This is a genomic window from Pseudomonas sp. NY15463, from assembly GCF_048068415.1.
GTDB lineage: Bacteria > Pseudomonadota > Gammaproteobacteria > Pseudomonadales > Pseudomonadaceae > Aquipseudomonas > Aquipseudomonas mosselii_C.
In genome coordinates this window covers 1-22,360 of record NZ_JBLUQD010000004.1, presented here as the reverse complement: position 1 = coordinate 22,360, position 22,360 = coordinate 1, and the positions used below count along the sequence as shown (strand labels likewise).

22 protein-coding genes and 1 pseudogene are annotated in these 22,360 nt (G+C 63.8%); 6 read left to right on the top strand and 17 right to left on the bottom strand.

Features of this window, described 5'->3' with window-relative positions; translation table 11 throughout:
• Positions 1–329: 329 nt before the first annotated feature.
• The 6 genes from ACNFIC_RS10905 to ACNFIC_RS10880 all read right to left on the bottom strand — a co-directional run bounded on the left by ACNFIC_RS10905 (position 330) and on the right by ACNFIC_RS10880 (position 4,876).
• Entirely contained in the window at positions 330–890 is a 561-nt protein-coding gene (locus ACNFIC_RS10905) for a DUF4136 domain-containing protein (RefSeq protein WP_138221255.1), read from the bottom strand.
• Positions 891–910: 20 nt separating this feature from the next.
• Entirely contained in the window at positions 911–1,537 is a 627-nt protein-coding gene (locus ACNFIC_RS10900) for a DUF4136 domain-containing protein (protein WP_416780991.1), read from the bottom strand.
• A gap of 21 nt (positions 1,538–1,558) precedes the next feature.
• Positions 1,559–2,308: a methyltransferase domain-containing protein gene (locus tag ACNFIC_RS10895; RefSeq protein ID WP_416780990.1), complete on the bottom strand. Its 750-nt coding sequence runs from the start codon at positions 2,306–2,308 to the stop codon at positions 1,559–1,561.
• Positions 2,305–2,610 carry a MazG-like family protein gene (locus tag ACNFIC_RS10890; protein ID WP_138221258.1) on the bottom strand — a complete coding sequence of 102 codons (306 nt, stop codon included), beginning with the start codon at positions 2,608–2,610 and terminating at the stop codon, positions 2,305–2,307. The genes ACNFIC_RS10895 and ACNFIC_RS10890 overlap by 4 nt, the downstream gene beginning before the upstream one ends.
• Positions 2,611–2,676: 66 nt before the next feature.
• Positions 2,677–3,528, bottom strand: a complete 852-nt coding sequence (locus ACNFIC_RS10885; protein WP_416780989.1) for a MaoC family dehydratase — start codon at positions 3,526–3,528, stop codon at positions 2,677–2,679.
• A gap of 1 nt (position 3,529) precedes the next feature.
• Positions 3,530–4,876, bottom strand: coding sequence for a 3-oxoacyl-ACP reductase (locus ACNFIC_RS10880; RefSeq protein ID WP_416780988.1), 1,347 nt, complete (start codon positions 4,874–4,876; stop codon positions 3,530–3,532).
• A gap of 116 nt (positions 4,877–4,992) precedes the next feature.
• Between ACNFIC_RS10880 and ACNFIC_RS10875 the strand changes: the two genes are divergently transcribed.
• Positions 4,993–6,270 (top strand): acetyl-CoA C-acetyltransferase, encoded by a 1,278-nt coding sequence (locus tag ACNFIC_RS10875; protein ID WP_138221261.1) that lies wholly within the window; start codon positions 4,993–4,995, stop codon positions 6,268–6,270.
• 37 nt (positions 6,271–6,307) lie between these two features.
• Here the strand turns inward: ACNFIC_RS10875 and ACNFIC_RS10870 are convergent, their stop codons facing one another.
• The 5 genes and pseudogenes from ACNFIC_RS10870 to ACNFIC_RS10850 all read right to left on the bottom strand — a co-directional run bounded on the left by ACNFIC_RS10870 (position 6,308) and on the right by ACNFIC_RS10850 (position 11,672).
• Entirely contained in the window at positions 6,308–7,036 is a 729-nt protein-coding gene (locus ACNFIC_RS10870) for a methyl-accepting chemotaxis protein (protein ID WP_416781168.1), read from the bottom strand.
• A gap of 129 nt (positions 7,037–7,165) precedes the next feature.
• Positions 7,166–8,095, bottom strand: a pseudogene (locus ACNFIC_RS10865) (cache domain-containing protein); the annotation flags it as partial.
• 335 nt (positions 8,096–8,430) lie between these two features.
• Complete coding sequence (gene cueR, locus ACNFIC_RS10860) at positions 8,431–8,835, bottom strand: Cu(I)-responsive transcriptional regulator (protein WP_138221263.1); 405 nt, start codon at positions 8,833–8,835, stop codon at positions 8,431–8,433.
• The gene (locus tag ACNFIC_RS10855) at positions 8,832–11,231 is read right to left on the bottom strand and encodes a heavy metal translocating P-type ATPase (protein WP_416780987.1); all 2,400 of its coding nucleotides are present in this window, start codon (positions 11,229–11,231) and stop codon (positions 8,832–8,834) included. The genes cueR and ACNFIC_RS10855 overlap by 4 nt, the downstream gene beginning before the upstream one ends.
• Positions 11,232–11,285: 54 nt before the next feature.
• Positions 11,286–11,672 carry a hypothetical protein gene (locus ACNFIC_RS10850; RefSeq protein ID WP_138221265.1) on the bottom strand — a complete coding sequence of 129 codons (387 nt, stop codon included), beginning with the start codon at positions 11,670–11,672 and terminating at the stop codon, positions 11,286–11,288.
• Between the two features lie 146 nt (positions 11,673–11,818).
• On the opposite strand from ACNFIC_RS10850, the gene ACNFIC_RS10845 reads away from it, so the two are divergent.
• Positions 11,819–12,022: a heavy-metal-associated domain-containing protein gene (locus ACNFIC_RS10845; protein WP_138221266.1), complete on the top strand. Its 204-nt coding sequence runs from the start codon at positions 11,819–11,821 to the stop codon at positions 12,020–12,022.
• Positions 12,023–12,148: 126 nt separating this feature from the next.
• Positions 12,149–13,330, top strand: coding sequence for a multidrug effflux MFS transporter (locus tag ACNFIC_RS10840; RefSeq protein WP_138221267.1), 1,182 nt, complete (start codon positions 12,149–12,151; stop codon positions 13,328–13,330).
• Here the strand turns inward: ACNFIC_RS10840 and ACNFIC_RS10835 are convergent.
• Positions 13,281–13,478, bottom strand: a complete 198-nt coding sequence (locus ACNFIC_RS10835) for a hypothetical protein (RefSeq protein ID WP_138221268.1) — start codon at positions 13,476–13,478, stop codon at positions 13,281–13,283. The two genes, ACNFIC_RS10840 and ACNFIC_RS10835, sit on opposite strands and share 50 nt — an antisense overlap.
• Before the next feature lie 456 nt (positions 13,479–13,934).
• Here ACNFIC_RS10835 and ACNFIC_RS10830 point away from each other — a divergent pair, with 456 nt between their 5' ends.
• Entirely contained in the window at positions 13,935–14,645 is a 711-nt protein-coding gene (locus ACNFIC_RS10830; protein WP_416780986.1) for an ArsR/SmtB family transcription factor, read from the top strand.
• Here the strand turns inward: ACNFIC_RS10830 and ACNFIC_RS10825 are convergent.
• The 5 genes from ACNFIC_RS10825 to ACNFIC_RS10805 all read right to left on the bottom strand — a co-directional run bounded on the left by ACNFIC_RS10825 (position 14,642) and on the right by ACNFIC_RS10805 (position 19,206).
• A complete protein-coding gene (locus ACNFIC_RS10825) occupies positions 14,642–15,592 on the bottom strand; it encodes an adenosine deaminase (protein WP_138221270.1) in 951 nt (316 codons plus the stop codon). The genes ACNFIC_RS10830 and ACNFIC_RS10825 overlap by 4 nt on opposite strands.
• A gap of 118 nt (positions 15,593–15,710) precedes the next feature.
• Positions 15,711–16,397, bottom strand: a complete 687-nt coding sequence (locus ACNFIC_RS10820; RefSeq protein WP_138221271.1) for an SDR family oxidoreductase — start codon at positions 16,395–16,397, stop codon at positions 15,711–15,713.
• 544 nt (positions 16,398–16,941) lie between these two features.
• Positions 16,942–17,526 (bottom strand): IMPACT family protein, encoded by a 585-nt coding sequence (locus tag ACNFIC_RS10815; protein WP_138221272.1) that lies wholly within the window; start codon positions 17,524–17,526, stop codon positions 16,942–16,944.
• A 9-nt stretch (positions 17,527–17,535) separates the two neighbouring features.
• Positions 17,536–18,198 carry a TetR/AcrR family transcriptional regulator gene (locus ACNFIC_RS10810; protein ID WP_138221273.1) on the bottom strand — a complete coding sequence of 221 codons (663 nt, stop codon included), beginning with the start codon at positions 18,196–18,198 and terminating at the stop codon, positions 17,536–17,538.
• A 90-nt stretch (positions 18,199–18,288) separates the two neighbouring features.
• Positions 18,289–19,206, bottom strand: coding sequence for a LysR family transcriptional regulator (locus ACNFIC_RS10805; RefSeq protein WP_138221274.1), 918 nt, complete (start codon positions 19,204–19,206; stop codon positions 18,289–18,291).
• Between the two features lie 119 nt (positions 19,207–19,325).
• Here ACNFIC_RS10805 and ACNFIC_RS10800 point away from each other — a divergent pair, with 119 nt between their 5' ends.
• Together ACNFIC_RS10800 and ACNFIC_RS10795 are read left to right on the top strand one after the other, a co-directional pair.
• Complete coding sequence (locus ACNFIC_RS10800) at positions 19,326–20,672, top strand: aspartate aminotransferase family protein (protein WP_138221275.1); 1,347 nt, start codon at positions 19,326–19,328, stop codon at positions 20,670–20,672.
• Positions 20,673–20,741: 69 nt separating this feature from the next.
• On the top strand, positions 20,742–22,235 hold the full coding sequence (locus ACNFIC_RS10795; protein ID WP_138221276.1) for a CoA-acylating methylmalonate-semialdehyde dehydrogenase: 1,494 nt from the start codon (positions 20,742–20,744) through the stop codon (positions 22,233–22,235).
• Positions 22,236–22,360 lie beyond the last annotated feature (125 nt).

Genomic DNA, 22,360 nt, shown 5'->3' with positions numbered 1-22,360 from the left:
CACCCAGCCCTTTGGGCTGCGCTGTCGCGCAGAGAACTGATTTCGCAAGCGCTCCGCGTACCCTGTGGGAGCGGCGGTTCGGCGCCCCGACTTGCCCGCGAAGCAGGCGACTCGGTGGATGGCACCGGCTTTGCCGGTGTTCGCGGGCAAGCCCGCTCCCACAGATTCCTTCTAAATCAACAAGTTATGTGTAGTTCTATGAGAGCGGCCTTGTGTCGCGAAAGGGCTGCGAAGCAGCCCCGAGAAATCGGCCTCGCATAGCATCGCCGGGACCGCTTTGCGGTCCTATCGCGACACAAGGCCGCTCCTACACAGGAGCAGCGGTGGGCTTAACGGGGTGGGTAGTTACCCATCACCATCGTCACGGTCTTCTGGATGGCGACGTTGCGCTCCTGCGGGCTGGGCGGATAGTTGTTCATGATCTGTTCGGCACTGCCGCGCCAGACCAGCTTGCCGTCCTTGCCATCGAACAGGTCGACCTGGATGGTCGCCACCTTGTAGTCGACGCTGCGTGTCTCGTTGTACATCGGTCCGCCCCAGTAGCCACCCCAATAACCCCCCCAGGCGCCGCCGTAGTTGGTGGTGACCTGCTGCTGACGCTGCTCGACGATCAGGTACGCGCGCACGTTCACGTCGGCCTTGGCGTTGCCCTGCACCGGGCGCAGGCCGCGTTGGTCGAGCTGGTCGGCGACTGCCTGGCGGATGCGCTGTTCGGTGAGGTCGCTCTTGATTCGCGGATCATCCGGGCGGTACTGCAACCCAGGCTCCTGCCAAGCCCAACTGCGGTAGGCGGCGAAATCGCGGCTGGCATCGAAGTCATGCTGGACGTTGTTACTCGCACAGGCCGCAAGCCACAACACGCAAGACAGTAGAACGAGGCGGCGCAACATGATGGTTCTCCGATCGAGGATCAACTGGGAGGATAGCCGCTCAGCGCTTTGCTCACGGACTCGCGCAGAGCGTTTTCGCGGTCACGCGGCGAGTCCTTGCTGCTGCCGCTTTCGGCGCTGGCACTCCATATCGGCTGGCCATTGCGCGCATCGAACAGCTCGATGCGCACCACCATGACCTCGACCGCGTAGGTACGCACTACCGGTACGCTGCCGTAGGCGCCGTAGCCATGCCGGTAGCCGCCGAAGCCGACACCGGCAGTGGGGCCGTAGTAGGGGTCGTAATCGTAGTCACGTACCTGGCGCAGGCGCCGTTCCTGGCGAATGTCGGCGCTTACCAGCAAATCGGCCGGTGCGCCGTGTGCGGGGCGTAGGCCGTGCTGGTCGAGGGCGTTGCTGACGGCATCGGCGAGTTGGCCGGGGTCGGTACTGGGCATGCCGGTAGGCGAGCGGCTGTCGCGCCAGGCCCAACTGCGGTAACGACCGTAATCCCGCGCCGGGGCTGGATAGGCGCTGGCGTCGAACGTGCCAGCGGCCTGCGCGGGTGCGGGCGGGATGGGGTTGCCGCTGGCCACGTACGGGTTGCTGCCCTGGCAGGCGGCCAGCGTCAGGGGGAGCAGGACCAGGCACAGCGGGCGGTACGGCATGGGGCCTCCTGGTGGTGGCAATCAGTGCGGGCGGCAGATCCAGTGCAGGTAGCGACCGAGTCCGGCGAAGCTTGGGTGGCGGCGGTGCGCCAGCTCCATCTCGAGCAGGTCGAGCAGCTCGGCCTTGCTTTGGAATTCCTTGGGCATGTAGTCATGGAATACGCGAATCCCGCTTTCGCTTTCGACCTGCCACAAGGCTTCAAGTTGCGCCTTGAGTTCACGCGGATCAAGTGGTTTCTGCGGGGTCAGGCTCTGCTTTTCGCCGGCCAGCCGATTGCTGCGCAGTTTGCGGAAATGCCCCTTTAGCAGGTTGCGGTAGACCAGTGCATCGCGGTTGTAGAAGGCCAGCGACAGCCAGCCGCCGGGGGCCGTCAGTTGGTGTAGCACCGGCAGGATGCTCTCGGGTTCGGCCAGCCATTCGAGCACGGCGTGGCATAGCACCAGGTCATAGGATTCGGTGAGCTGGCCGAGCAAGTCTTGCCAGGGGGCCTGGATGAAGGTGGCCTGTTGGCTGGCTTCGGCAAAGCGCGCTCGGGCACCTTCGAGCATCGGCGCTGCGGGTTCTGCCAGGGTCAGTTGGTGGCCGCGCTGGGCCAGCCACAGGGCCATGTGGCCGAGCCCTGCGCCGATGTCGAGTATGCGCAGCGGGCGGTCGGGCAGCGTTTCGGCCAGGTCCGCTTGCAGCACCGCCAAGCGGATCGCGCCCTTGGCGCCACCGTAGATCTTCTCGGCGAAGCGGGTGGCCAGCTCATCGAAATGACGGTCGTTCATTTGGCGAAACGCCTCTCGCTGTCGGCCAGTTTGGCCCGTACCACTTCGTTCATGTCCAGGCCCAGTTCGCTGCACAGCAGCAACAGGTACAGGACGATATCGCCGACCTCCTGGCCGGCATGCGCCAACTGCTGGGCGGGTAGTTGGCGCGACTGGTCTTCGCTCAGCCACTGGAAGATCTCAACCAGTTCGGCCATTTCGACGCTGGCGGCCATGGCTAGGTTCTTCGGGCTGTGGAAGGCGCGCCAGTCGTTGTTGTCGCGGATGCGGTGCAGGCGTTCGGTCAGTTCTTGCAGGTTCATCGGGGTCTCCTCATACCGCATAGCTTCCGGTGGGGTCCGATGTAAAGCAAGTGACATCCGTATGTGTCAGAGCGAACGCCAGTTGCCAACCATATGCACGAGCCCGGCATGACCGTCCAGACGCAACTGACCCGTCGCGCCTGCCTCGCTGGCGCCGAGCATCACTTCCGAGGGCAGGCGCACGGGCTTGTTGAACTCAACCTCGAAGCCGTAGCCGGCCTTGGGCAGGTGCCCCTTGAGTGCGGCCAGTGCCATCGCCTTGCTCCACATGCCGTGGGCGATGGCACTGGGGAAACCGAACAGCCGGGCGCTGAGCGCGGTCAGGTGGATCGGGTTGTAGTCGCCGCACACCCGTGCGTAACGCCGGCCGATATCGCCATCGGCATACCAGCGCGTGGCTTCGGGCAACGCTTGGGGTAGTGCGTGTGGCTCGACCACGGCATTGGCATCGAGCTTGAGCCCGCGCACCAGCATGCGGCTGGTTTCGCGCCACAGCAGGCCCAGCCCATCCTCGGCTTCGGTGATCAGGTCGAAGGTGCCGCCTTTGGCGTGGGGTTGCAGGTTTTCGCTGTGCACCGCAAAGCGCAGACCGTCGATGCCGCCGAGTGGACGCAGCACCTCGATGGTGTTGGCCAGGTGCACCAGCCCCAGCAGTGGGAAGGGGAAGTCGTGAGCGGTGAGCAGTTGCAACTGCAAGCCGAAGGCCATGACGTGTGGGTAGGTGCCCGGTAGGCGGCCGTCGTCGGCGAAGTGGCAAAGCCTGCGGTAGGCGCCAAGGTTGGCCTGGTCCACGCGCAGGTAGCAACGCAGACCCTGCTCGGGCAACTGTTCGCCGCTGATCTTGCGTTTACCCAAGGCGCGCCAGTAGAGGCTGGCGCGTGGGGCGGTGGCGTGCAGATCGAGCCAGGTGCGTTTCATGTCATGCCCCCATCAGTGCTTGACCGCAGACCCGAAGTACCTGGCCGTTGACCGCGCCGGAACCCGGTTGGCTAAGCCAGGCGATGGCTTCGGCGACATCCTGTGGCTGCCCGCCCTGGCCCAGCGAACTCAGGCGTCGTCCGGCCTCGCGCAAGCCCATCGGCATGCTGGCGGTCATGTGCGTCTCGATGAAACCCGGCGCCACGGCGTTGATGCTCATGCCACGGCTGACCAACATCGGTGCCCAGCTGCGGGCCAGGCCGATCAGCCCGGCCTTGCTCGCCGCGTAGTTGGTTTGGCCGCGATTGCCGGCGATGCCGCTGACCGAGGCCAGTAAGCTGATGCGTGCCCCGTCGTGCAGCTTGTCGGCGTCCAGCAGTGCCTGGGTAAGCGCCTGCGGGGCCTTGAGGTTGACCGCCATGACCGCGTCCCAGTAGTCCGGCGTCATGTTGGCGAGGGTCTTGTCGCGGGTGATTCCGGCATTGTGTACGAGGATGTCCAGCCCGCCCGGCAGTGCCTGTACCAGTTGCGCCGCGGCGTCGGCGGCGCAGATGTCCAGGGCCAGGGCGCTGGCGCCCAGGCGTGCGGACAGCGCGTCCAGGTCGGACTGCGCCTGGGGCACGTCCAGCAAGGTCACTTCGGCGCCGTCACGGGCAAGGGTCTCGGCGATGGCCGCGCCGATCCCGCGGGCTGCTCCAGTGACCAGGGCGTGGCGTCCGGCCAGCGGACGGGTCCAGTCCTGGACCTGATCGGTGCAATCGCCCAGGTGCAAGGTCTGGCCGCTGACGAACGCGCTTTTGGGCGACAGGAAGAAGCGCAGTGCGCCTTCAAGATCGGTGTCGGGAGTGACATACAGCAAGTTGGCGGTGGCGCCGCTACGCAGTTCCTTGCCCAGCGACCGGCTGAAGCCTTCGAGCGCGCGCTGGGCCACGCAGGCCTGGACATCGCTGTTAGGCGGCGCGGCGCGCCCGAGTATCAACACGTGGGCACAGGGCGCCAGGCTGCGCAGCAGCGGTTGGAAGAACGCGCGCAACTGCTGGAGCTGATCGCTGTCGGACAGGTGACTGGCATCGAACACCAGCGCCTTGATCTGAGGCCCCAGGCCTGCGGTCCATGCCGGTAAGGCGAGGCTGTCAGTGTTGAAGCCATAGCATTCGTTGGTCAAGCGTGCGGCGAACGTCTCGACCTGGCGAGCCAGTGGCCCGCCACCGAGCACCAAGGCGCCCTCCACCGGCCGCAGGCGCCCGGCTTGCCAGCGCTCCAGCGGCACTGGGCAGGGCAGGCCGAGAGCATCAAGCAGGCGCCGGCCAAGGTTGGAGGTGGCAAAGCCGAGGTAGCGATCGCTCATGTACGGGGTCTCCCTGAAGGCAAGCATGCAGTGTGGACCATGATTGCGTGCAGGTCGTTCGAACCGGCGAAAAACCGCCTAGGCTTATCGATCAATTTGTTACAGGAGTAACAGGCATGTATCCAACCCGCCGCGTCGCGATCCTGGGAGGCAACCGGATCCCCTTCGCCCGTTCCAATGGCGCCTATGCCAAGGCCAGTAACCAGGCGATGCTCACTGCGGCGCTGGAGGGCCTGGTGGAGCGCTACCACCTGCATGGGCTGCGCTTGGGCGAGGTGGTGGCGGGCGCTGTGCTCAAGCATGCCCGTGACCTGAACCTGACACGCGAGTGTGTGCTCGGCTCGCGGCTATCGCCCCAGACACCGGCCTATGACATCCAGCAAGCCTGTGGCACCGGCCTTGAAGCGGCGCTGCTGGTGGCCAACAAGATCGCCCTCGGGCAGATCGACTGCGCTGTCGCCGGGGGCGTGGACACCACCTCCGATGCGCCGATCGCGATCAGCGAAGGGCTGCGCCAGATCCTGTTGCAAGCCAACCGTGGCAGGACCTTGGGCGAACGGCTGAGGCCATGGCTGAAGTTGCGCCCGCGCCACTTCAAACCTGAGCTGCCGCGCAATGGCGAGCCGCGCACGGGGCTGTCGATGGGCGAGCATTGCGAGCTTATGGCGCAGACCTGGCAGATCGAGCGCGCGGCCCAGGATGAACTGGCGTTGCTCAGCCATCGCAACCTGGCGGCGGCCTACACCGACGGCTGGCATGATGATCTGCTCACCCCCTATCTGGGCCTGACACGCGACAACAACTTGCGTCCAGGGCTGAGCTTCGAGCAATTGGCCAAGCTTGCTCCGGTGTTCGAGCGTAGTGGCCAAGGCACGTTGACCGCCGGCAACTCGACGCCGCTCACCGACGGCGCGTCGCTGGTGTTGCTGGGTAGCGAGGGCTGGGCCGAGGCGCAGGGCCTGCGTGTGCTGGCCTACCTGGTAGATGGCGAAGCTGCGGCGGTGGACTTCGTGCATGGCCAGGAGGGGTTGCTGATGGCGCCGGTCTACGCGGTGCCGCGTCTGCTGGCGCGCAATGGCCTCAGCCTGCAGGACTTCGATTTCTATGAAATCCATGAAGCCTTCGCTGCGCAGGTGCTCTGTACGCTGAAGGCTTGGGAGGATCCAGACTATTGCCACACCCGGCTGGGGTTGGCTGCGCCGCTGGGGGCTATCGATCGCAGCAAGCTCAACGTCAAGGGCAGCTCGCTGGCGGCCGGGCACCCCTTCGCCGCCACGGGCGGGCGTATCCTGGCCAATATGGCCAAGTTGCTGGCCGAGCGCGGCAGGGGGCGTGGATTGATTTCGATCTGTGCGGCGGGCGGGCAGGGGGTGACGGCTATCGTCGAGCGCTGAGGGACATCGCGGGGCGAGCGCCCCGCGATGCGTTCGATCAGGTGCGGAAGCGTCGCACCAGTGCATCCAGCTCGTTGGACAGTCCCGCCAGGCTTTCCGAATCCTGACGCGCGGCCTGGGCGAGTTCGGCCACCAGTTGCGCATCGCCATGGATCTGGCTGATGTGGCGATTGATGTCCTCGGCCACCTGATGCTGCTCTTCGGCGGCGGTGGCGATCTGGGTGTTCATGTCGCGGATCACGTCCACCGACTCGCGGATCTGGCCAAAACTGTCGCGGGCCATGCCGATGCGGCTGACCGACTGCTGCGACACTTCGATGCTGGCGTGCATCTGCTCGGCCACTTGCGCGGTGCGGCTGGCCAGGTTACCCAGCAGGCCGTCGATTTCCGCGGTGGAGTCGGCGGTGCGCTTGGCCAGGGCACGGACTTCGTCGGCGACCACGGCAAAGCCTCGACCTTGCTCGCCGGCGCGTGCGGCTTCGATGGCCGCGTTGAGCGCCAGCAGGTTGGTCTGCTCGGCAATCGAGCGGATGGTCCCGAGGATCGACTGGATGGCGTTGCTGTCACGTTCCAACTGCTGGATCGATTGCGCCGATTGCTCGATCTCCTGGCTCAGGCGATCGACGCTTTGTACCGCTGCGTCGATCTGCTGCTGGCCTTCGCGGGCCTGCTGCTGGCCGCTGTCGGCGGACATCGCCGCCTGGCTGCACGAGCGCGCCACTTCGTTGGCGGTGGCGACCATTTCGTGGAAGGCGGTGGAGACCATGTCCACGGCTTCACGCTGGCGACCGGCAGCCTCGGACATGTCGGCCGAGACCCGCGTGGAACTGCTGGAGGTGCTGAGGATTTTGCCCGCTGCCGAGCCGATGTGCTGGATCAGGCTGCGGATGGCACCGAGGAACTGGTTGAACCAGCTGGCCAGCTGTGCGGTTTCGTCACGGCCACGGATTTCCAGGTTGCGGGTCAGGTCGCCTTCGCCTTGGGCGATGTCTTCCAGGCCATTGGTGACGCTGTTGATCGGGCGCACGATGAGCTTGGCGAAGGTGGCGCCGACCACGGCGAACAGGGCGGCCAGCACCAGGGCGACGATACCGATCAGCCAAGTCAGGCGGGTGGTGGTCTGCATCACTTCGCTTTCCTGGATCAGGCCGATGAAGGTCCAGCCCAGTTGCTCGTCGGGATACACGTTGGCCATGTAGCGTTGGCCGCCGATTTCGACCTCGACCAGGCCCTTGCCGGCCTTGGCCAGTTCGGCATAACCCTCGCCGAAGCTCGAGAGCTGCTTGAAATTGTGGCTGGCGTCGCGTGGGTCGACCATCACGTTGCCGTTGCTTTCCACCAGCATCAGGTAGCCGCTATCACCCAGCTTGATCTTCTTGACGATCTCGGTAAGGCCTTTGAGCGATACGTCGATGTTGACTACACCGCCGTTATTGCCGAGCTGGTTGGGTACGCTGCGCACGGTGCTGATCAGGACTGCGTCGTCCGCTGCCCAGTAGTAGGCATTGGTACGCAGGGTCTTGCCGGGGTTGGCCATGGCCAACTGGTACCAGGGACGCGGGCGCGGGTCGTAGTTGACGAATTTCTGCCCTGCCGGCCAGCCGACGTAGCCGCCGTCGGCGACGCCGTAGGAGATGTAGGCGTAGCTGGGGTGCGAGTCGGCCAGGCGCGTGAAGAAGTCGAGCACTTGTGTGGCGCGCTCGCCCAACTCGTAAGACGGATTGGCGCTCATGAACTTGTTGAGTTCGTTGCCGGTGGCGGCGATCAGCGGTTGGGACGCAATGTACTCGACGTTCTGGTCGATGCCTTGGAAGAAGATGTTCATGGCGTTGCCGACCTGGCGGATTTCCCGACTGCTGTTGTCGAGGAAATTGTCGCGTGCTTCACCGCGCAGGTTGAGGATCACCAGGCTGGCGACCAGGACGATGGGCAGGCCGGCGATGACGGCAAAGGCCCAAGTCAATTTTTGCTTGATGTTCATCCACGCTCCCAGTTTCTTCTTTTCATTACGCAAGGCAGGTATTCACTGCATCGGCAAGGGCATGCGGTTTTAAAGGGCAGATGCCGCATTTAGTGGGTGAAGGGCGTATTCGGGCGAAAAAATGTCGTGTTTAGGCTATTACGGCATACCGCATGCTGTTCGAAGGGCGCCGCAGACGTTCAGCGGCAGCAACCGGCTCCGTTGGCCAGGTCCTTGAGGATCGGGCAGTCCGGGCGGTCGTCGCCTTGGCAGTCGGCGACTAGCTCGCCGAGCGTGTCGCGCAGGCTCATCAACTCTTCGATGCGCTGATTGAGTGCGTCGATGTGCTGCATGGCCAGGGCCTTCACATCGGCGCTGGCGCGCTGGCGGTCCTGCCAGAGGGTCAGCAGACGGGCGACCTCATCCAGGGAAAAGCCCAGGTCGCGGGAGCGCTTGATGAACGCCAGACTGTGCAGGTCCTCCTGCTGGTACAGGCGATAGCCGCTGTCGCTGCGCTTGGCTGGGCGCAGCAGGCCGATGGACTCGTAGTAGCGGATCATCTTGGCGCTCAGCCCGCTGTGGCGGGCGGCCTGGCCGATGTTCATGGGGCCTCCGGGTGAGTGTCGGTGGGGCGCCAGGTCTTCAGCCACAGGGCATTGCTTACCACGCTGACACTGGACAGGGCCATGGCGGCGCCGGCCAGTACCGGGTTGAGGTAGCCCAAGGCGGCCAGGGGAATGCCCACCAGGTTGTAGATGAACGCCCAGAACAGGTTCTGGCGGATTTTTGCGTAGGTCTTGCGGCTGATTTCCAGGGCGGCGGGAACCAGGCGCGGGTCGCCGCGCATCAGCGTGATGCCTGCGGCCTGCATGGCCACATCGGTGCCACCGCCCATGGCGATGCCAATATCGGCAGCGGCCAGGGCCGGTGCATCGTTGATACCATCCCCGACCATGGCCACCACGCCGTTCTGTTTCAGCAGCGCTACGGTGGCGGCCTTGTCGGCGGGCAGCACTTCGGCGTGCACGTCGTCGATGCCCAGAGCCTTGGCCACCACGGCGGCACTGCCACGGTTGTCGCCGGTCAGCAAGTGGCTGCTGATGCCGCGTGCATGCAGGGCGTCGATGGCCTGGGCGGCGCCGGGCTTGAGGCTGTCGCCGAAGGCGAACAGACCCAGTACCCTGGGTTGTGGGGCTCGTTCGAGCAGCCATGACAGGGTGCGACCTTCGGCCTCCCAGGCCTTGGCGCTGGTGGCCAGGTCGCCGGCCGGGAGCCCGCTTTCGTCGAGCAGGCGGCGGTTGCCCAGGGCCAGTGTGCGGCCTTGTACCTGGCCGGCGATGCCGCGTCCGCTCAACGATTGGCTGTCGCTCACTGTCGGGACGTCCAGGCCACGCTCGGCGCAGGCGTCCAGCACGGCCTTGGCCAAGGGGTGTTCACTGCCCCGTTGCAGCGCACCGGCCAGGCGCAGTGGCTCGTCGTTGTCATTGTGGGTCGATTGCAGATGGACGATGCGTGGGCTGCCCGAGGTCAGGGTGCCGGTTTTGTCGAACACCACCCGGTTCACAGCATGGGCACGTTCCAGGGCTTCGGCGTCCTTGATCAGGATACCGTGGCGAGCGGCCACGCCGGTGCCGGCCATGATCGCGGTCGGGGTGGCCAGGCCCAGGGCGCAGGGGCAGGCAATCACCAGCACGGCCACGGCGTTGATCAGCGCGGTCTCGAGCCCCGCCCCGGCCAGCCACCAGCCCAGCAGGGTGAGCAGCGCCAGCCCCAGCACGCTGGGGACGAACACCTGGCTGACCCGATCGACCAGTTTCTGAATCGGCGCCTTGGCGGCCTGGGCATCTTCGACCAGGCGAATGATGCGCGCCAGCACGGTCTCGGCGCCAAGCGCACGGGTCTTGACCAGCAACCGGCCTTCGCCGTTGATTGCCCCGCCGGTGACGGTATCGCCGGGTCGCTTGGGCACCGGCAGGCTTTCACCGCTGATCAGCGCTTCGTCGGCGTGGCTGGAGCCTTCGAGCACGTCGCCATCGACTGGGAAGCGCTCGCCGGGCTTGACCACGACCACATCGTCCAGACGCAACTGGCTGATAGCCACGTCCTCTTCACGCCCGTCGATGATCCGTAGCGCGCGCTCTGGGCGTAGGGCCTCCAGCGCGCGGATAGCGCTCGCCGTCTGGCGCTTGGCACGGCTTTCCAGGTATTTGCCCAGTAACACCAGGGCAATCACCACTGCCGAGGCTTCGAAATACAGGTGTGGCTGCATGCCTGGGTGGGCGCTGGCCCATTGGTAAAGGCTGAGGCCATAGCCGGCGGAGGTGCCCAGGGCCACCAGCAGGTCCATGTTGCCGGTCCCGGCACGCACCGCTTTCCAGGCCGCCACATAGAAGCGTGCGCCGAGGATGAACTGCACCGGGGTGGCCAGCAGGAATTGCACCCAGGCCGGCAGCATCCCGTGCAGGCCGAACGGCTGCGCGAGCATCGGCAGGACCAAGGGCAGTGCCAGCACGAGCGCGGCCGCGACCGCCAGGCGCTCCTTGCGCAGGCGGCGTTGGGTTTGTTGGCGATCATCCTGGGCGTTGTGCGGCAGGCTGGCGCTGTAGCCGGCGTTTTCCACTGCGGCGATCAGTTGGCTGACGTCGATGCCTTGCACGACCTGCACGTGGGCCCGCTCGCTGGCCAGGTTGACACTGACCTGCTCGACCCACGGCAACTTGGCCAAGGCGCGCTCGACGCGGCCGCTACAACTGGCGCAGGTCATGCCGCCAACCGCCAGTTCCAAGGTTTTGGTGGGAACGCTGTAGCCGGCTTCGCGCACGGCGCCGACCAAGGCTGGCAGGCTGTCGGCCGGCGCCTGGACGCGGGCCTGTTCGGTGGCCAGGTTGACACTGACCTGTTCGGTACCGGTGACGTTGCGCAGGGCGCGCTCGACCCGGCCGGCGCAGCTGGCACAGGTCATCCCGCCGATGGGCAGGTCGAAGGTCGTGGATGCGGGCATGGCGCTTTCCTCCGTGGACATGCCAGCAGCATCAACCTTGTCACGTGGTCAAGGTCAATAGCCCAGGCTGGCCCGTTTGAGCACCAGGCCATCATGCCCCATGGCGATTCGGTATTTGTTGATCTGGCCCGCCTGTAGGGTCAGGCGCGTACTGCGTTGGTCCTCTATCCCAGGCGCGCAGCCTGGGGCTTGTCCTGGCAGCAGGCGCAGGCGCACATCCACCGGGCCAGGCGGCAGGTTGAACGAGGTCGCTTGTTCCTGGAACACCCGCCCCGACAGTTGATCGTTGAGGTACACGCCGATTTCACAGGTGGTGGCCACTTCCAGGCGCTCCCGGGAAATGATCAGCACGCTGTAGTCGCTGTTGCCCTCGGCGCTGACCGGCGGCACTACGGCCAGCGTGCCCAGCAGTCCGACGAGGCCCATTGCTGCCCTGATCATGAAGAATCTCCTGCTTGCCAAAATCGTCAAACACGCAGCTTGGCCGAGGCCGGCGCGGATTTCCACCCCGGCAGTTCGCTGCAGAACTTGACCTTGCCCCGATGGCAAGGTCGAAACTGGGCCAAATCCCGAAGGAGGTAACCTCGATGCAAGTATTCAATGTGCAAGGTATGACCTGCGGCCACTGTATCAAGGCCGTGACCCGCGCAGTGCAGGCGCAAGATGCGCAGGCGCAGGTCGAGGTGGACCTGGCGGCGCGGCAGGTGCGGGTGCACAGCGCCCTGGGCGCCGAGCAGTTGCTGGCGGCGATTCGTGAAGAAGGCTACGCCGCGGAGGTCGCGGCAGGCTGATTGGCTGGCACGGTACTGGGGGCACGTCGGGGTAGCGGGGTCGTGCAAATGTTACAAAGGTTTTCGTCGCCGTGGTGTCCGGTGCAGGTAAACTAGCGTACTTGCTTAGCCTGCTATGGATTTTCCATGAACCTGCGAACCCTGCTGATTCTCGGCGCCCTTAGTGCGTTCGGGCCCTTGGCGATCGACTTCTATCTACCGGCTTTCCCGGCCATGGCGCTTGCCTTTGGCACGGATGAGCAGCATGTGCAGACGACTCTTGCGGCCTATTTCCTGGGCCTGTCGCTTGGCCAGTTGGCCTACGGCCCGGTCGCCGATCGCTTTGGCCGACGTATCCCGCTGCTGTGCGGCGTCGGTCTGTTCACCGTGGCCTCGCTGGTTTGTGCCTTTGCGCCTGACCTCGACAGCCTGATTTTGGCGCGTTTTGTCCAGGCCCTGGGAGGCTGTGCGGGCATGGTGTTGTCACGCGCTATCGTCAGCGACAAGTGCGACGCCATCGCCTCGGCCAAAGTGTTCTCCCAACTGATGCTGGTCATGGGCTTGGCGCCGATCCTGGCACCGATGCTGGGGGGCGTGCTGGTGAACCTGGCCGGCTGGCAGTCGATCTTTCTCACCTTGGGCTTGTTCAGTGCTCTGTGCCTGCTGGCAGTGGGCCTGGGCCTGCCGGAGAGCTTGCCGGCCGATGTGCCGCGCCAACCCTTGTCGGGCGCGTTGCGCCAGTACCTGCGTCTGCTCTGCGACAAGGTATTTATCGGGCATGCCCTGACCGGCGGTATCGCCATCGCGGGTATGTTCGCCTACATCGCCGGTTCGCCTTTCGTCTTCATCAAGCTCTATGGCGTGCCGCCTGAGCACTATGGCTGGCTGTTCGGGACCAATGCCGCCGGGTTCATCCTCGTGGCGCAAGTCAACGCGCGCTTGCTCGCCCGTCGGGGGCCTGCCTTCTTGCTGGCGCGGGCCGTGTGGCTGTACTGGGTTGCAGGCCTTGCACTGCTGGCGGTGGCTGCGCTGCGTCCAGCGGCGCTGTGGCCATTGCTGGTGCCGCTGTTCGTGTGTATCGCGAGCCTGGGCTGCATTATTCCCAACGCCTCTGCTTGCGCCATGAACGGGCAGGGTGCCCGGGCAGGCAGTGCTTCGGCGTTGATGGGATGCCTGCAATTCAGTGTCGCGGCCGGGGCCGCGGCGTTGGTCGGCGTGCTGCACGATGGCAGCGCGGTACCCATGGCGCTGGTGATCAGCCTGTGCGGCGCACTGGTGGTCAGTGTTGCAGTGCTGGTCCGGCGCGCTCAGGCCAAGCGGCCTGGGTAAGCGAGTGGGGCGCCTTCAGTCGGCTTTCCAGCAAGCTGACGAAGGCCCTGGCTTCGGCTTCACTGCGAAAGCTGACCCTATGCTGGTCCATCTGCACCAGCCAGGGGCAGTTGGGGTTTCGGTTCGACGCACTGACGACAATCTTCATCGCGATCTACCTCCAGTGAGCAAGCGCCGATGAAGTGTAGCGTGACCTCGGTTACCTGCCATGAGCGCGCTCAGTAGTCTGACTGACGGTCAGTCTTGGGTGGGAGCATTCTGCTTTGCGTGCCTTACTTTAGGTGTCGGGGCGTGAGCAAGGTGTACGCGTGGTGTGGGAAATTTTACGTCGTACGCCAAACGCCTGCTTTAGCGCGGGCTTTTGCTCCGTTCACGCGGGGGTTATGCGAGAAGCCATGTCGAGCGCAACGTTCGGCGGACCACGCGAGTTGGTCGTTTTGCCTACAAAACGCTGTGCAACTCGCGGCTTATACTGCGCCCGACGGCTAGCGCAAGCCCGAGGCATTTCCCCCTCATCGCACACGGCGATTGCTGCGTAACGGCAGAATGAGTCGCGCCTACTGTCATGGCAACCAGACGATAACTCTCAGGGATTAGAGCATTCATGAATGCAGTCAACAGCATCACTCGGGTCGCTGGCATGATGGCCGACCCAAAACGCAGCGCCATGCTCTGGGCGCTCATCGATGGCGCGCCCCGTGCGGCGGACGAGCTGGCCATCACCACCGGCTTGAGCACCTCTTCGGCGTGCATGCACCTTTCACTGCTGGCCACCGCCGGCTTGTTGCGTATCGAGGTGCGTGGGCGCAAACGCCATTTCCGCCTGGCGACGCCGGAAGTCGGTGCCGCGGTCGAGGCCTTGGCCAGTATTCAGTTGGCCAACCGACACGGTGAGCGTGCCCACTCACCGTTGCAGATACCCGTTTCCATGCGCAAGGCCCGGCGGTGCGGCGATCATCTGGGTGGCGAGATTGCCGCGCAGCTGCTCCAGCGCTTGCTGGCGGCTGGCTGGCTGGAGGGCGAACCGCACCACCTGAATGTCAGCCCGCAGGGCCGGGTGCAATTGGAGGCACTGGGGGTGTTCACCGACTCGTTGGCACCCGGACAGCCGCGCGGCTGCACGCTCTGTCACTGTAGTGAATGGAGCGACCAGGGGCCCCACCTGGGCGGAAGCCTGGGGTATGCGTTGCTCAAGTTGTTCATCCAGTCGGGCTGGGTGCATGAGCAGGAAGAAAGCCGGGCGGTACGCATGGTACCGCTCGGCGTCCGACAGATCGCGGCGATTGCCCGGTTGCCGAACCGACAGGTGGGTTAACGCACCAGGCGGGCGTCCAGGCTGTTTTGCGCCAGTCGGCGAGCCTGGTCCTGGGTCATGCCCAGGTGCTCGTGCAAGGCGTGGAAGTTCTCCGTCACATAGCCGCCGAAGTAGGCCGGATCGTCCGAGTTGACCGTGACCTTCACGCCACGTTCGAGCATGTCGAGGATGTTGTGCTGGCTCATGTGGTCGAACACGCACAGCTTGGTGTTGGACAGTGGGCAGACGGTCAGCGGAATCTGCTCGTCGATGATGCGTCGCATCAGGCGCTCGTCCTCGATGGCGCGTACGCCATGGTCGATACGCTGGATCTTGAGCAGGTCGAGTGCTTCCCAGATGTATTCGGGCGGGCCCTCTTCGCCTGCGTGGGCGACGGTCAGGAAGCCCTCGCTGCGGGCGCGGTCGAAGACACGCTGGAACTTGCTGGGCGGGTGGCCTTTTTCTGAGCTGTCCAGGCCGACGGCAACGAAGGCATCGCGAAATGGCAGGGCTTGGTCGAGGGTTTTTTGCGCTTCGTCCTCGCTCAGGTGGCGCAGGAAGCTCAAGATCAATCCGCTGCCGACGCCCAATTGCTCACGGCCATCCTTGAGCGCCTGGGTAATGCCGGTGAGCACCACTTCGAAGGGGATGCCGCGGTCGGTGTGGGTCTGCGGGTCGAAGAAGGGCTCGGTGTGGATCACGTTCTGTGCCTTGCAGCGTTGCAGGTAGGCCCACGTCAGGTCGTAGAAGTCCTGCTCGGTGCGCAGCACGTCGGCACCTTGGTAGTAGAGGTCGAGGAACTCTTGCAGGTTGTTGAAGGCATAGGCGGCGCGCAGTGTTTCCACGTCAGCCCAGGGCAGTGCGATGTTGTTGCGTTCGGCCAGGGCGAACAACAGTTCGGGTTCGAGTGAACCCTCCAGGTGCATGTGCAGTTCCGCCTTGGGCAAGGCGTTCAGCCATTCATACATGTGTATAAGTCTCGATCAGGTACGGTTGAGCGACATTCTACAGGGCCTGGCCGGGCAATGCGCCCGCTCAGGCCCTTGTCGTTCGACCGACGATCCGAGCGCTTATGCCGTTGGCGGCTTACCAGGCGAGGCTTTCACCCTTGTAGTTGATGAAGCGCAGGCCGCCTTTGCCGCTGTGCGCCTTGATCTGTTCGAGCATGCCGCGGGTGCTGGTGAGGACGTCGATCTCGGCGTTCTCGCCCCCCATGTCGGTCTTCACCCAGCCGGGGTGCATGGCCAATACGCACAGGTCGGGGCGCTGTAGTTGAACCACGAAACTGTTGATCATCGAGTTGAGTGCGGCCTTGCTGGCTTTGTACAGGCAGATCTCGCCGCCGTCGGGAATGCCCACGCTGCCCAGGATCGAACTCATGAAGGCGAGTACACCACTGCCCTGACGCAGCTGGTCGGACAGGCGCTGGGCGACGCGGATCGGTGCTACGGCGTTGGTGAAGAACAGATCGCCGACGTCTCCGACACTCACGGCTTCCAGGTCTTGGGGCAGTGGACCCATGACGCCCGCGTTGACGAATAAAAGGTCGAACACCTCGCCCTGCAAACGCTGCTTGAGGCCGTCAAGCTGTGCGGTGTCGTTCATTTCCAGGCGTTCGATGCGAACCCCCGGCACCTCGGCGAGGGCGCCGGGATTTTGCGGGTCGCGAACGGTGGCGATGATGTTCCAGCCATCTTCGTGCAGGCGTTGCACCAGGCCCAGGCCGAGGCCTCGGGATGCGCCGATGATCAACGCGGTCTTGTGTTCGGTCATTGCGATGTTCCTTGAAGATTTTCGGGGCGAAGTGGGCGGGCCTGCACGAGGCGTTGGCGAAGTTCGCCGCGTAATTCAGGGCCAGTTGGCCGATTCGGAGGGTGGTGGCCTCGCAGATTAGCGGGCTTGACCTTGGAGGATACCCCAGGCTTTAGCCTTGCGCTTTCTTTGATCGCAGGGGGCTTGGTACTTGAACTGTTCTGTGCGGTGCTGAAGTGCTGGCCTAAGGCACGCTTGGTTGAACAAAAAATGATCAACGGCGCCTGAGCCCCGCATTCGCTGGGGGGCAGCGCGTTGTTCAACGGGTTATCCACAGGCTGCTCCACAGTTACTGTGAGCAAGCATGAAGGCCGGAAAAGGGCGCTATCTAGCGATTTGCGACTAGTCGGCTGGGGATAACTCACTGATCCTGCGTGGTTTAAGCGGCTGTCACCTAACTGTGATCAAAATATGCTCAATACGCTGAAAGCCTTGCAGTACAAGACCTGCGTCGAAAAGCCCAAAGCTTATCCACAAGCACGCCCACAGGAGCTGTGGGCAAGCCTCAGCGCCGTTCCAGCAGGATCCGACCGCGGCTCAGGTCAGCCAGCTGTTGTTGCAGGCTGTCCAGGTGGGTATCGCCTAGGGCGATGTGCAAATCCACGCCGTTGGCAGTGAATTGCTCATCCAGTATCAGGCCGTCCACTTCGGCCAGGCGCAGCTTGACCAGGGCCAGTTCACTGAAACTGCAACTGCAACTGAACTCACTGCGTTGCACCAGCAGTCGCTTTGGGGCCTGTTGCAGGCATTTGTTGGCGCCGCCGCCGTAGGCTCGCGCCAGGCCGCCGGTGCCCAGTTGGATGCCGCCGTACCAGCGGATGACCAGCACCACCACTTGATCGCAGTCCTGGGCCTCGATGGCTGCGAGGATCGGCCGTCCGGCCGTACCGCCTGGCTCGCCATCGTCGCTGCTGCGGTATTGGGCACCGAGCTTCCACGCCCAGCAATTGTGCGTGGCCGCCAGGTCGCTGTGGCGTTCGATGAAGGCCATGGCCTCGGCAGGGCTGCTGATCGGGCCGGCGAGGGTGATGAAGCGGCTCTTGCGGATCTCCTCGCGGAATTCGCAGAGCTCGAGCAGGGTAGAAGGCATAGGTCCGAATCAGGCGGGCGGGGTGATGCCGCAGCCTTTGAGAATGATGTGGATAAGGTTGTTGCTGGCGTCTTCCATGTCCTGCTTGGTCAAGCGGCTGCGGCCGGTGACCTGGCAGATCTGGGTGGCGAAGTCGGCATAGTGCTGGGTGCTGCCCCAGAGCAGGAAGATAAGGTGCACGGGATCGACCCGGTCCATCTTGCCAGCCTCCATCCAGGCTTCGAACACCGCAGCCCGTCCACGGAACCACTCGCGGTAATCGGCGCTGAAATATTCGGTCAGGCACTCGCCGCCGCTAATCACTTCCATGGCAAAGATCCGCGAGGCCTGCGGGTTGCGTCGAGAGAATTCCATCTTTGTGCGGATGTACTGGCTCAGCGCTTGGGCGGGGTCGTCGTCGGCGTTCAGGGCGTTGAAGGTGCTGTCCCACAGTTCGATGATGTTGCTCAGAACGGCGATGTACAGGCCGAGCTTGTTGGTGAAGTAGTAATGCAGGTTGGCCTTGGGCAGGTTGGCCTTGAGCGCGATGGTATTCATGCTCGTACCCTTGTAGCCGTGGCGGGCGAACTCGTCCTCGGCGGCCTGGATGATGGCCTGTTCGTTCTTCTGGCGGATGCGGCCGGCGGGCTTGCCCGAGGCCAGGAGGCGATGCGCAGGGACTTCTAGGGTCATGGACGATTCCGTACAGGGTCGGTGGCAACGGATGTCGGACAGATTACCTGCCTGTGCTGAAGTAACAAGCGTTTGCGTCAGAGACAGGCATCAGCGTGTCGCGGCCAGACTGTCGAGGAAGCTTTCCAGCACCAGGTTGGGTCGCCGCCCTTTGCGCGTCACCCAGCTCAGGCTCAGGTCGTAGAAGCGCTGAGTGGGCTTGAGTGCGCGCAAGCGGCCTTGTTGCACCCAAACACTGGCGTAGTGGTCGGGCAGGTAGCCGATATAGCGCCCGGTGAGGATGAGGAATGCCATGCCCTCGCGGTCCGAGGCACTGGCCGTGCAGCGCAGTGCCTGGTAGTGCGCCTGGATCTCAGCTGGCAGGCGGAAGGTGGGGGCAATGGCATCCTGGCTGTTGAGACGCAGGTCATCGATCTGATGGTCATCGGCATAGAAAAGCGGGTGGCCGACCGCGCAATAGAGCAGCGAGCGTTCGCTGTACAGCGGCTGGTATTCCAGGCCCGAGAGCGGGCTGGTCTGCGGTACGACACCGACGTGCAAGCTGCCGTCGAGCACACCTTGCTCGACCTGGCTGGGGGCGATCATGCGGATCTGGATGCGTACATCTGGACCGCGATCCTTGAGCTCGGCCAGGGCGTGGGTAATGCGCATGTGTGGCAGGGTCACCAGGTTGTCGGTCAGGCCGATGTTGAGTTCACCGCGCAGGTGCTGGTGCAGTCCGTTGACTTCGGTGCGAAAGCTTTCCAGAGCGCCGAGCAATTGCAAGGCCGAGTGGTACACCTCGCGGCCTTCCTCCGTCAGTGAAAAACCGGCGCGCCCGCGCTGGCAAAGACGCAGGCCCAGTCGCTGCTCGAGGTCGTTCATCTGCTGGCTGATGGCCGAGCGGCCGATGCCCAGTACGCTCTCGGCGGCAGAGAACCCACCGCATTCGACCACGCTGCGGTAGATCTTCAGCAAGCGGATATCGAAATCACTGACTTGGGCGAGGGCATCGGGGCGTCGGCTCATCTGTTTAGCCTGTAACTGACTGAAGGTTAGAAATGTTGGGTTTTCCAGACTTTATCGCCGTGCCAATACTAGCTGCAACAACATCCATCGTTGCTTAGTCGTATTCCGAGGAACCGCCGATGAACATGCCTGAAACCGACCACGCCAGTCTGGCCAGCCAGCTCAAGCTGGACGCCCACTGGATGCCCTACACCGCCAACCGTAACTTCCAGCGCGATCCGCGCCTTATCGTGGCGGCGCAAGGCAATATCTTGGTCGATGACAAAGGGCGCAAGGTGTTCGATGCCCTGTCGGGCCTCTGGACCTGCGGCGCAGGGCATACCCGCAAGGAAATCAGCGAGGCGGTCGCACGTCAGGTGGCGACCCTCGATTACTCGCCTGCCTTCCAGTTCGGCCACCCCCTGTCGTTCCAACTGGCTGAAAAAATCGCCAATCTGGTCCCAGGCGATTTGAATCATGTGTTCTTCACCAACTCCGGGTCCGAGTGCGCCGACACCGCGCTGAAAATGGTGCGTGCCTACTGGCGCCTGAAGGGGCAGGCCACCAAGACCAAGATCATTGGGCGTGCCCGTGGTTATCACGGTGTCAATATCGCCGGCACCAGCCTGGGGGGCGTCAACGGCAACCGCAAGATGTTCGGCCAACTGCTGGATGTCGATCACCTGCCGCATACCGTGCTGCCAGCCAACGCCTTCAGTAAGGGGTTGCCGGAGGAGGGCGGGATTGCGCTGGCAGACGAAATGCTCAAGCTGATCGAGCTGCACGACGCATCTAACATCGCTGCTGTCATCGTCGAGCCGTTGGCCGGCTCAGCAGGCGTGCTACCGCCGCCCAAGGGCTATCTGAAGCGTTTGCGCGAGATCTGCACCCAACACAACATCCTGCTGATCTTCGACGAGGTGATCACCGGTTTCGGCCGTATGGGCGCAATGACCGGTGCCGAGGCTTTCGGCGTGACCCCGGACCTGATGTGTATCGCCAAGCAGGTGACCAACGGCGCCATCCCGATGGGCGCGGTGATCGCCACCGGCGAGATCTATCAGACCTTCATGAATCAGCCGACCCCCGAATATGCCGTGGAATTCCCGCACGGTTACACCTATTCGGCGCATCCGGTGGCCTGCGCGGCAGGTATCGCTGCGCTGGACCTGCTACAGAAGGAAAACCTGGTGCAATCGGCGGCCGAGCTTGCGCCGCATTTCGAGACCCTGCTGCATGGCATCAAGGGCACGAAGAACGTTGTCGACATTCGTAACTATGGCTTGGCTGGCGCTATCCAGATCGCCGCCCGCGACGGTGATGCGATCGTGCGTCCCTACGAGGCGGCCATGAAATTGTGGCAGGCCGGCTTCTATGTACGTTTCGGTGGCGACACCTTGCAGTTCGGGCCTACTTTCAATACCCAGCCGCAAGAGCTGGACCGCCTGTTCGACGCTGTGGGCGAAGCCCTGAACAAGGTCGACTGACTTTTCCGATTTTGACGTCGGGCGCGTAAACCTCGCGCCCGCCTTCACCTTCTTTATAGGGAGTTCTGCATGAGCATCGTTCAGCACCTGATCCACGGCGAGTTGGTTACCAAAGGCGAGCGCACCGCCGATGTGTTCAACCCATCCACCGGCCAGGCCGTACGCAAGGTCGAGCTGGCCAGTCGTGCGACTATCCAGCAGGCCATCGATTCGGCCAAGGCGGCCTTCCCGGCCTGGCGCAACACACCACCGGCCAAGCGTGCCCAGGTGATGTTCCGCTTCAAGCAACTGCTGGAGCAGAACGAAGCGAAGATCTCGCAGATGATCAGCGAGGAGCATGGCAAGACGCTGGAAGACGCGGCGGGTGAACTCAAGCGCGGTATCGAGAACGTCGAGTTCGCGTGCGCTGCCCCGGAGTTGCTCAAGGGTGAGTACAGCCGCAATGTCGGCCCGAACATCGATGCGTGGTCCGACTTCCAGCCGCTGGGCGTGGTCGCCGGCATCACCCCGTTCAACTTCCCGGCCATGGTGCCGCTGTGGATGTACCCGCTGGCCATCGCCTGTGGCAACGCGTTCATCCTGAAACCGTCCGAGCGTGACCCGAGTTCGACCCTGTTCATCGCCCAGCTACTGCTGGAGGCTGGCCTGCCAAAAGGCATCCTCAATGTGGTGCATGGCGACAAGGAAGCGGTGGATGCGCTGATCGAGGCGCCAGAGGTTAAAGCCCTGAGCTTCGTTGGCTCGACGCCGATCGCCGAGTACATCTATGCCGAGGGCACCAAGCGCGGCAAGCGTGTGCAGGCTCTGGGTGGTGCGAAGAACCATGCGGTGCTGATGCCTGACGCTGACCTGGACAATGCGGTCAGTGCGCTGATGGGGGCTGCCTACGGCTCCTGTGGCGAACGCTGCATGGCGATCTCGGTCGCTGTATGCGTGGGTGACCAGGTGGCGGATGCGCTGATTGCCAAGCTTGAGCCGCAGATCAAGGCGCTGAAGATCGGTGCAGGTACTTCCTGTGGCCTGGACATGGGGCCGTTGGTGACGGCTGCTGCCCGTGACAAGGTGCTTGGCTACATCGACGACGGTGTGGCTGCGGGGGCCAGACTGGTGGTCGACGGTCGCGGTCTGCGCGTAGCAGGCAATGAAGATGGCTATTTCGTGGGGGGCACCTTGTTCGACAACGTTACTCCAGACATGCGCATCTATAAGGAAGAGATCTTCGGCCCAGTGCTGTGCGTGGTGCGCGTGAGCAGCCTGGAGCAGGCCATGCAGTTGATCAACGAGCATGAATACGGTAACGGCACCTGCATCTTCACCCGCGACGGTGAAGCGGCGCGCCTGTTCTGCGACGAGATCGAAGTGGGTATGGTGGGTGTGAACGTGCCGCTGCCGGTGCCTGTGAGCTACCACAGTTTCGGTGGCTGGAAGCGTTCGCTGTTCGGCGACCTGCATGCGTACGGGCCGGATGGTGTGCGCTTCTATACCCGCCGTAAGGCAATCACTCAGCGCTGGCCGCAGCGGGCCAGCCATGAGGCATCGCAGTTCGCCTTCCCGAGCCTGTAACGGGCAAGAATGGGTATAAAGCGGGGAGGCCGACAGGCCTCCCCGCTTTGTTTTTCGGCGATATTAAGGTTTTTTGAAAATAAGGGTTGACGGGGTTTCAGATCCCCTTATAATGCGCCCCACTT

Coding starts and splice junctions, on each gene's coding strand:
- ACNFIC_RS10905 (WP_138221255.1), bottom strand. CDS start 890: ATGTTGCGCCGCCTCGTTCTACTGTCTTGCGTGTTGTGGCTTGCGGCC.
- ACNFIC_RS10900 (WP_416780991.1), bottom strand. CDS start 1,537: ATGCCGTACCGCCCGCTGTGCCTGGTCCTGCTCCCCCTGACGCTGGCC.
- ACNFIC_RS10895 (WP_416780990.1), bottom strand. CDS start 2,308: ATGAACGACCGTCATTTCGATGAGCTGGCCACCCGCTTCGCCGAGAAG.
- ACNFIC_RS10890 (WP_138221258.1), bottom strand. CDS start 2,610: ATGAACCTGCAAGAACTGACCGAACGCCTGCACCGCATCCGCGACAAC.
- ACNFIC_RS10885 (WP_416780989.1), bottom strand. CDS start 3,528: ATGAAACGCACCTGGCTCGATCTGCACGCCACCGCCCCACGCGCCAGC.
- ACNFIC_RS10880 (WP_416780988.1), bottom strand. CDS start 4,876: ATGAGCGATCGCTACCTCGGCTTTGCCACCTCCAACCTTGGCCGGCGC.
- ACNFIC_RS10875 (WP_138221261.1), top strand. CDS start 4,993: ATGTATCCAACCCGCCGCGTCGCGATCCTGGGAGGCAACCGGATCCCC.
- ACNFIC_RS10870 (WP_416781168.1), bottom strand. CDS start 7,036: ATGGTCTCCACCGCCTTCCACGAAATGGTCGCCACCGCCAACGAAGTG.
- cueR (WP_138221263.1), bottom strand. CDS start 8,835: ATGAACATCGGCCAGGCCGCCCGCCACAGCGGGCTGAGCGCCAAGATG.
- ACNFIC_RS10855 (WP_416780987.1), bottom strand. CDS start 11,231: ATGCCCGCATCCACGACCTTCGACCTGCCCATCGGCGGGATGACCTGT.
- ACNFIC_RS10850 (WP_138221265.1), bottom strand. CDS start 11,672: ATGATCAGGGCAGCAATGGGCCTCGTCGGACTGCTGGGCACGCTGGCC.
- ACNFIC_RS10845 (WP_138221266.1), top strand. CDS start 11,819: ATGCAAGTATTCAATGTGCAAGGTATGACCTGCGGCCACTGTATCAAG.
- ACNFIC_RS10840 (WP_138221267.1), top strand. CDS start 12,149: ATGAACCTGCGAACCCTGCTGATTCTCGGCGCCCTTAGTGCGTTCGGG.
- ACNFIC_RS10835 (WP_138221268.1), bottom strand. CDS start 13,478: ATGAAGATTGTCGTCAGTGCGTCGAACCGAAACCCCAACTGCCCCTGG.
- ACNFIC_RS10830 (WP_416780986.1), top strand. CDS start 13,935: ATGAATGCAGTCAACAGCATCACTCGGGTCGCTGGCATGATGGCCGAC.
- ACNFIC_RS10825 (WP_138221270.1), bottom strand. CDS start 15,592: ATGTATGAATGGCTGAACGCCTTGCCCAAGGCGGAACTGCACATGCAC.
- ACNFIC_RS10820 (WP_138221271.1), bottom strand. CDS start 16,397: ATGACCGAACACAAGACCGCGTTGATCATCGGCGCATCCCGAGGCCTC.
- ACNFIC_RS10815 (WP_138221272.1), bottom strand. CDS start 17,526: ATGCCTTCTACCCTGCTCGAGCTCTGCGAATTCCGCGAGGAGATCCGC.
- ACNFIC_RS10810 (WP_138221273.1), bottom strand. CDS start 18,198: ATGACCCTAGAAGTCCCTGCGCATCGCCTCCTGGCCTCGGGCAAGCCC.
- ACNFIC_RS10805 (WP_138221274.1), bottom strand. CDS start 19,206: ATGAGCCGACGCCCCGATGCCCTCGCCCAAGTCAGTGATTTCGATATC.
- ACNFIC_RS10800 (WP_138221275.1), top strand. CDS start 19,326: ATGAACATGCCTGAAACCGACCACGCCAGTCTGGCCAGCCAGCTCAAG.
- ACNFIC_RS10795 (WP_138221276.1), top strand. CDS start 20,742: ATGAGCATCGTTCAGCACCTGATCCACGGCGAGTTGGTTACCAAAGGC.